The sequence below is a fragment of the Mesorhizobium caraganae genome, from assembly GCF_016836705.1.
GTDB lineage: Bacteria > Pseudomonadota > Alphaproteobacteria > Rhizobiales > Rhizobiaceae > Mesorhizobium > Mesorhizobium caraganae.
Window position 1 is genome coordinate 1 of record NZ_JAFCGY010000065.1, and the last position, 6,901, is coordinate 6,901.

Annotated in this window: 4 protein-coding genes, 3 pseudogenes and 1 riboswitch; of the genes and pseudogenes, 5 read left to right on the plus strand and 2 right to left on the minus strand. The window is 61.7% G+C overall.

All coding sequences use genetic code 11. From position 1 onward, the window contains the following. Window positions 1–167: 167 nt before the first annotated feature. A pseudogene (locus JQK88_RS34955) lies at window positions 168–365 on the minus strand (hypothetical protein); the annotation flags it as partial. A 677-nt stretch (window positions 366–1,042) separates the two neighbouring features. Next, entirely contained in the window at window positions 1,043–1,351 is a 309-nt protein-coding gene (locus JQK88_RS34960) for a hypothetical protein (RefSeq protein ID WP_210388446.1), read from the minus strand. 42 nt (window positions 1,352–1,393) lie between these two features. On the opposite strand from JQK88_RS34960, the gene JQK88_RS34965 reads away from it, so the two are divergent. From JQK88_RS34965 to JQK88_RS34985, 5 genes and pseudogenes are all read left to right on the plus strand, one after another. Beyond that, complete coding sequence (locus JQK88_RS34965; RefSeq protein WP_203281113.1) at window positions 1,394–1,945, plus strand: hypothetical protein; 552 nt, start codon at window positions 1,394–1,396, stop codon at window positions 1,943–1,945. Between the two features lie 129 nt (window positions 1,946–2,074). After that, on the plus strand, window positions 2,075–2,509 hold the full coding sequence (locus tag JQK88_RS34970; RefSeq protein ID WP_203281115.1) for a hypothetical protein: 435 nt from the start codon (window positions 2,075–2,077) through the stop codon (window positions 2,507–2,509). A 54-nt stretch (window positions 2,510–2,563) separates the two neighbouring features. Then, window positions 2,564–2,653: riboswitch (glycine riboswitch) on the plus strand. 141 nt (window positions 2,654–2,794) lie between these two features. Then, entirely contained in the window at window positions 2,795–4,045 is a 1,251-nt protein-coding gene (locus JQK88_RS34975) for a D-amino acid dehydrogenase (RefSeq protein WP_203281117.1), read from the plus strand. Between the two features lie 10 nt (window positions 4,046–4,055). After that, a pseudogene (locus JQK88_RS34980) lies at window positions 4,056–6,232 on the plus strand (malate synthase G). Between the two features lies 1 nt (window position 6,233). Beyond that, a pseudogene (locus tag JQK88_RS34985) lies at window positions 6,234–6,664 on the plus strand (GlcG/HbpS family heme-binding protein). Window positions 6,665–6,901 lie beyond the last annotated feature (237 nt).

Genomic DNA, 6,901 nt, shown 5'->3' on the forward strand with positions numbered 1-6,901 from the left:
TTCTGACAAACTTTTTCTGATTGGTCAGGTCCCTTATGGGTAGGCGTCTAGAACTTGATGTCGTCGAGCGGCCAGATCGGTCGACGGACATGGCGGTACTCTGCTTTTGACAGGGCGGCAGATCCCACCATCCCGCCGCGCGCCGACCCTGATCACCTCGCGCGTGATCAGTTCGAACGCCGCACGGAAATGAGCGCGGACTTCAATGCGATGGTCGCGCAGTGGAGCGGGTCGACGCCAACAGACATGAGCTCGGCAAGGTCGATCGCTTGGTCGTTCCGCGAAATCGCCCCAACTTCGATGCCGCCCACATGCAGCATCAGGCTCGGTCCGCAATTGCGCCATACGCCGCCGTCCCGAGGTCCGTGGCAGTGGAATGTCCATCAGTGATGGAGACAATGTGTGCCTCGACCTCAAGCGACGCCCTGCTTCAGGGCGGTGATTGCCGCCGAGCAGGAGCGCCCCTCTTTGCCGACGCCGATGGCGATGCCGGGGCTGTACGGCCGCCGGATCAAAGTTCGCATAGAAGGCCCTTATGGGCAGGATTCGCCTAGCGTTTCTAACAAACGCCTAACCTGGAAATGGTAATATCTGGCGGAGAAAAGTTTGCGCCAAAATGCCTCGACTGCTGAACTGTGGACTGCATAAAGCAGCGCGATTTGAAATGTCTCAACCTTCCGGGGGCGCACGCGGCAGCCAATCTTCGGACGCACACGCACGAACCGCTTGAAGTGGGACGGGCCCTTGTCGAGGAGTTCGCGCTCGTCGGCGCCGGTCCGGCCGAACTTGTCCTCGCCGCAGGACGGCCAAAAGCAGGGCGGGTCATGGGCATTTGTCTCCTTCGGCAGATGGTGAGCAAGAGCGCACAGAGGACAGGCTTGTGCCCGCTAGCGTGCGGCGCGAGAGGTGCGGGGCCCAGGCCAGGCGGCGAACTCGCGCCCGGAGCGGAACATGGAATCCGGTCTATTGCCCCAGGTTTGGCGAGGCCCGTGTACCGCTCCAACCTGCCGTTCCGATGCGCGGTTCGAACATTGAGCAGGAATTAGGCGCCGTTGCGCGACCGACGCATCTGTCGCTTCTTGATGCGTTGGTTGATCAGCTGGTTCACGGTCGATTCCACATGGGCGGTCGACACCCGTTCGCCTCTTCGCCGATGTGACGCGTAGTCGACCAAGAATCCGATGTTGCGATAGACGTAGCTCCGGAATTCCTGGAAATGTTTGTAGAAATCGTCGATTGTGGCGGTATTTTGCCCGGCTGCCTCGGCTTCGAGACGATGAGACAGAATGAAGCCGCCCAGTCGGGATATCGCAAAAGCGAGCATGCCTGCGGGCGAACGCGACCCGATCAAGGATCGCCGACGCCGTGCGGACAGGTTGGTGATCTTTCGCCTGTGACGTCTTTGTTTCCGCATCGCTCGACGCCGGAACTTCGCCATCTGCAGGTCAGCCTTGGTGGTGAATTCTCCTATTGCCAGGCAGCGAAATTGCTACGGCAGTTTCTGCCGGATTCCGACAGCTTCAATCATGCCACGATCCGCAATCGCGTTCTCGAAATCGGACAGCAAAGCGAGGCGGAAACCGTAGCCGAAATTTCCGAGAGATCGGCGGCAACCAATCCCGCCGAGAACATGGTCGAGGGCAGCGATGGCGCATATGTCGCCGCGACCCGAACGCGCATGCAGCGACAGCATTTCGAGGTCGTTCTTGGCCGGATCGAGGTGCCGGATTGTAACGGCGAGATCTTCGCCGCGGTCCGCGATCTCGACGGGTCTTGCCCGGGAACGCATTCGATCGGCGCTGCGCCGAGCTGGGCCGGCTACGAAGCTCACAGTCCTGTCCGACGGGGAAGACGCGATGCAACGTCTGGCCGGGGACTGGTTGAGCGCACCATGGAACATCAATTGGACTGGTTTCACCTCGATCGACGGATCTCCTGGATGTAGAAGGCTGTCTATCACACCCTCGGACTCGGCAATCTCGATGCCGAGACGCGATTCAGGCGATATGGCCGCGCCTTGCGCAGCGTTCGATGTAACCTGTGGCACCACGGTCGATCCCGGCATACCCGCTGGATGATTGCAATATCCCGGCTGGCCGGCCTTATCCTGGCTCACCGTCTCGAAGCCGAGGCAGCCGGGCAAAATACGGCCACAATCGACGATTTCTACAAACGCTTCCAGGAATTCCGGAGCTACGTCTATCGCAACATTGGATCCTTGGCGTCACATCGGCGAAGAGGCGAGCGGTTGTCGACCGCCCATGTGGAATCGACCGTGAACCAGTTGATCAACCAACGCATGTGCAAGAAGCGACAGATGCGTTGGTCGCGCAACGGCGCTCAATTCCTAAATGTTCGAACCGCGCATCTCACGAGCAAACCGCCGCCTTGGACCAAGCTCATCGTGCCTCAAGTGTGCGCTGGTGTCTCACGGATGCCGCTCAATGTGCATTCGGATGGTTCTTCCGTTTCAAAAACCGTTGAGATTGGTCTCGTCGTTTCACGCTGACGTATGGATTGACCGTCGAAAGTGCAGGCAGTCATCCTACAAATGGGCTGTTCACAAGGCAGGACGGGAGAGTTCGGCAAGTGCCGACGCCGACGGAGCAACCCCCCAAGGAAACTCTCAGGCAAAAGTGACCGTGCCGCCGAACGATCTGGAGAGAGACGCCCAGAGCGTCCACCGAAGGGGAAAGCCGGGCCCGCTATCCGGTTAAACTCTCAGGTACAGAGACAGATTTGGGGATAAGCCGCGGGTTGCGACCCGCACCCACTGGTCTGTCTGGAGAGTGAAATGCCCAAGATTTTTGTAATTGGCGCCGGCATCACCGGCGTTTCGACGGCGTACGCCCTTTTGGAGCACGGCTACGATGTGACCGTGATCGAGCGGCAACGCTATGCTGCGATGGAAACCTCATACGCCAACGGCGGCCAGCTCTCGGCCAGCAACGCCGAAGTCTGGAACCATTGGTCCACCATCCTCAAAGGGGTCAAATGGATGGTCCGGCGCGACGCGCCGCTCCTGATGAACCTAGCGCCCTCGTGGCACAAGTACAGCTGGCTCGCGGAGTTCGTGTCTAACATCGCCCGGTATCGCGAGAACACCATTGCGACTACCCGGCTGGCGATCGCCGCGCGCGAGTACCTGTTCGAGATCGCGGAGCGGGAGCGCATCGATTTTGACCATGTCCGCCGCGGCATCCTTCATGTCTATTGGGACAAAGCGGGCTTCGACCACGCCACGAAAGTGAACGAGATGCTCGTTCAAGGCGGGCTGGACCGGCGACCGGTGACCGCGGCAGAGATCGCCGCCATCGAACCGGCCCTGCGCGCTGACTTTCATGCCGGTTTCTACACGCCGTCCGACTCGACCGGTGACATCCACAAATACACCACGGGCCTGTCCCTGGCCTGCGCGAAGCGGGGCGGCACCTTCCTCTATGACGCGACTGTGACTCGCATCGAACGGCGGGAACGGTTCCGGCTGGCCTATACCACCCACAGCTCCGGCGGGCGGGCCGCCGAACAGGTCATCGAAGCCGACGGGATCGTGGTGTGTGCGGGCTCGGACAGCCGCGACTTCGCGGCCATGCTTGGCGATCGCCTCAACATCTATCCGGTGAAGGGCTACTCGATCACCGTCCACCTTGACGACCCGTCAGCGCAGGCGGCGCCTTGGGTGAGCATTCTCGACGACCGTGCGAAGATCGTGACCAGCCGCCTCGGCGAAGGACGCTTTAGGGTGGCAGGCACCGCCGAGTTCAACGGCCTCAACCGAGACATCCGGGATGACCGAGTCAGGCCGTTGGTCGAGTGGACGCGGACACTCTTCCCGGGTGTCAAAACCAACCGCGTCGTGCCGTGGGCCGGGTTGCGGCCGATGATGCCGAACATGATGCCCCGCGTCGGGAAGGGACGTGCGCCGGGTGTGTTCTACAATACCGGCCATGGCCACCTCGGCTGGACCCTGTCAGCTGCGACCTCCGCCATGCTGGTCCAAGCCGTTGCGGCAGACCTTCCCGTCGCCACACGGCCGGCAGCCTAGGGGGCGTCCAATGAGTCGGAAACCTGTCCATGCCGCGCGGGTCGAGATTGCCGGACTGAAGATTGCAAGGGAATTGCACGACTTCATGCGCGACGAGGCCTTGCCGAGAACGGGTGTCGGCAACTCGGCCCTTTGGGCGTCGTTCTCCTCAATTGTGCACGATCTCAGCCCGCGCAACCGCGAGCTGCTTGCCATCCGGGACGATATCCAGGAGAAGATTGACCAATGGCACCGGCGCAATGGCGCGCCGGACGACCTAGCGAAGTACAAGGCGTTCCTGACCGAGATCGGCTACATCGTGCCGGAGGGGCCGGATTTCACCGTCGCGACCAAGAACGTCGATCCGGAAATCGCGACCGTCGCCGGGCCGCAACTCGTCGTGCCGGTGATGAATGCACGCTATGCGCTGAACGCCGCGAACGCCCGCTGGGGCTCTCTCTACGATGCGCTGTACGGCACCGACGCGATACCGGAAGAGGACGGCGCCGAGAAGGGTAAGGGCTACAGTCCCGCGCGCGGCAAGAAGGTGATCGCGTGGGCGCGGAAGTTCCTTGACGAGAGCGTGCCGCTTGCCGGCGCGAGCTGGAGCGACGTCAAGACGATCGCGATCGAGAACGGCGCGCTGGCATTGACCACCGTCGGCGGCAAGGCGGTGAAGGTGAAGAAGCCGGAGCAGTTCGCCGGCTATCGGGGCCAGGCGGACAAGCTGACGCACTTCCTCTTGCGGAACAATGGCATGCACATCGAGATCGTCATCGATCCTGCCTCGCCGATCGGCAAGGCGGACGTGGCGGACATCTCGGACGTGCGGCTGGAATCGGCGATCACAGCGATCATGGATTGTGAGGATTCGGTCGCGGCGGTGGATGCCGAGGACAAGGTGGCCGTCTACCGGAATTGGCTTGGCCTGATGAAGGGTAACCTTGAGGAGGAGGTCACCAAGGCCGGCAGGACGTTCACACGCAAGCTCGAACCGGATGTCGAATATACCGGCCCGGACGGCAAGCCGTTCACGCTCAGGGCGCGGTCGCTGATGCTGGTGAGAAACGTCGGCCACCTGATGACCAATCCGGCCGTGCTCGACCGCGACGACAACGAGGTGCCGGAAGGCATCATGGACGCGATGATGACGGCGGCGATCGCGCTGCATGACGTCGGCGAGAAGGGACGGAAAGCCAACTCGCCGGCGGGCTCCATGCATGTCGTCAAGTCGAAGATGCACGGGCCGGCCGAAGTCGCCTTCGCGGTGGAACTGTTCAGCCGTGTCGAGCAGGCATTGGGCATGATGCCGAACACCATGAAGATGGGCCTCATGGACGAGGAGCGCCGCACCACGGTGAACCTCAAGGAGTGCATCCGCGCAGCGAAGGAGCGTATCGTCTTTATCAATACGGGCTTCCTCGACCGCACCGGCGACGAGATCCACACCTCGATGGAAGCCGGCCCGATGATTCGCAAGAACGACATGAAACAGTCGATATCGGACTCGCCTGCGGGCTCGAGGGCCGGGCGCAGATTGGCAAGGGCATGTGGGCGATGCCCGATTTGATGGCGGCGATGCTGGAACAGAAGATCGCGCATCCGAGGGCCGGCGCCAACACCGCCTGGGTGCCCTCGCCGACTGCCGCGACACTGCACGCCACGCATTACCACAAGGTCGACGTCCAGGCCGTGCAGGACAGACTCAGCAGCCGGCCCCGCGCCAGCCTCAATGACATCTTCTCCGTACCGGTCGCGCCGCGTCCTAAATGGTTGCCCGAAGACATCCAGAAGGAGCTCGACAACAACTGCCAGGGCATCCTCGGCTATGTCGTGCGCTGGGTGGATCAGGGGGTCGGCTGCTCCAAGGTGCCGGACATCAACGATGTCGGGCTCATGGAGGACCGCGCGACGCTGCGAATCTCCTCACAGCACATCGCCAACTGGCTGCACCATGGCGTCTGCACGCACGACCAGGTCATGGAAACACTGAAGCGCATGGCAGCGGTGGTGGACCAGCAGAACGCAGGGGATCCGTTCTATCGGTCGATGGCTCCGGATTTCGACAATTCCATCGCCTTCATGGCGGCGCGGGACCTAATCTTCAAGGGCCGCAAGCAGCCGAGCGGCCACACGGAGCCGGTGCTGCATGCGCGAAGGCTGGAGATGAAGGCAAGGACCGTCTGCGAGCGTGCTGAAGGGAACTGATATGAGTGCATTGAAATTGGCAGCCGCCAACATGATCATCGCGAGTGCGCTGTCCGCCGCGCACAAGAGGGGCCTCAAGCCATTGAGCGTTGCGGTCCTCGACGCCGGCGGTCACCTGATCGCGTTCCAGAAGCAGGACGGAGCGTCGATGCTCCGCTTCGAGATAGCGACCGGAAAAGCCTACGCTGCGTTGGCCGTGGGCTTCGGCTCGCGCTGGCTCGACAAGGCTTCGGCCGACCGGCCCCATTTCGTAGCCGGACTTACTGCCGTGTCCGCGGGAGGATCGTTCCCGTTCCTGGTGGAGTTCTGGTACGCGACAAAGCCGGTGACCTGCTTGGCGCTGTAGGTATTACGGGCGATACCTCCGATAACGATAAGGCAGCGGCCGTGTATGCGATCGAGAAGAGCGGCCTGAGCGCCCAGCCCGCGTGAGCTGCCGGTGATCCCCATCGCTGGCATCTGTTCTAAACGTGCAGCCGTTTTGACGAGGCAGATGCGGTATGATTGCGGCTGATAGAGGAAATTGAAACAGCGGCTGCGATGCTAGAGCACGTCCTGTGATCGATGAATCGATTGTGATGTGACGGCTGCGTTTTGTGCTGATTCAACATCCACCTCGATGGAGGTGGACAATGGGAAGAGCATTGAGCGGAGATCTTCGGTCGCGGG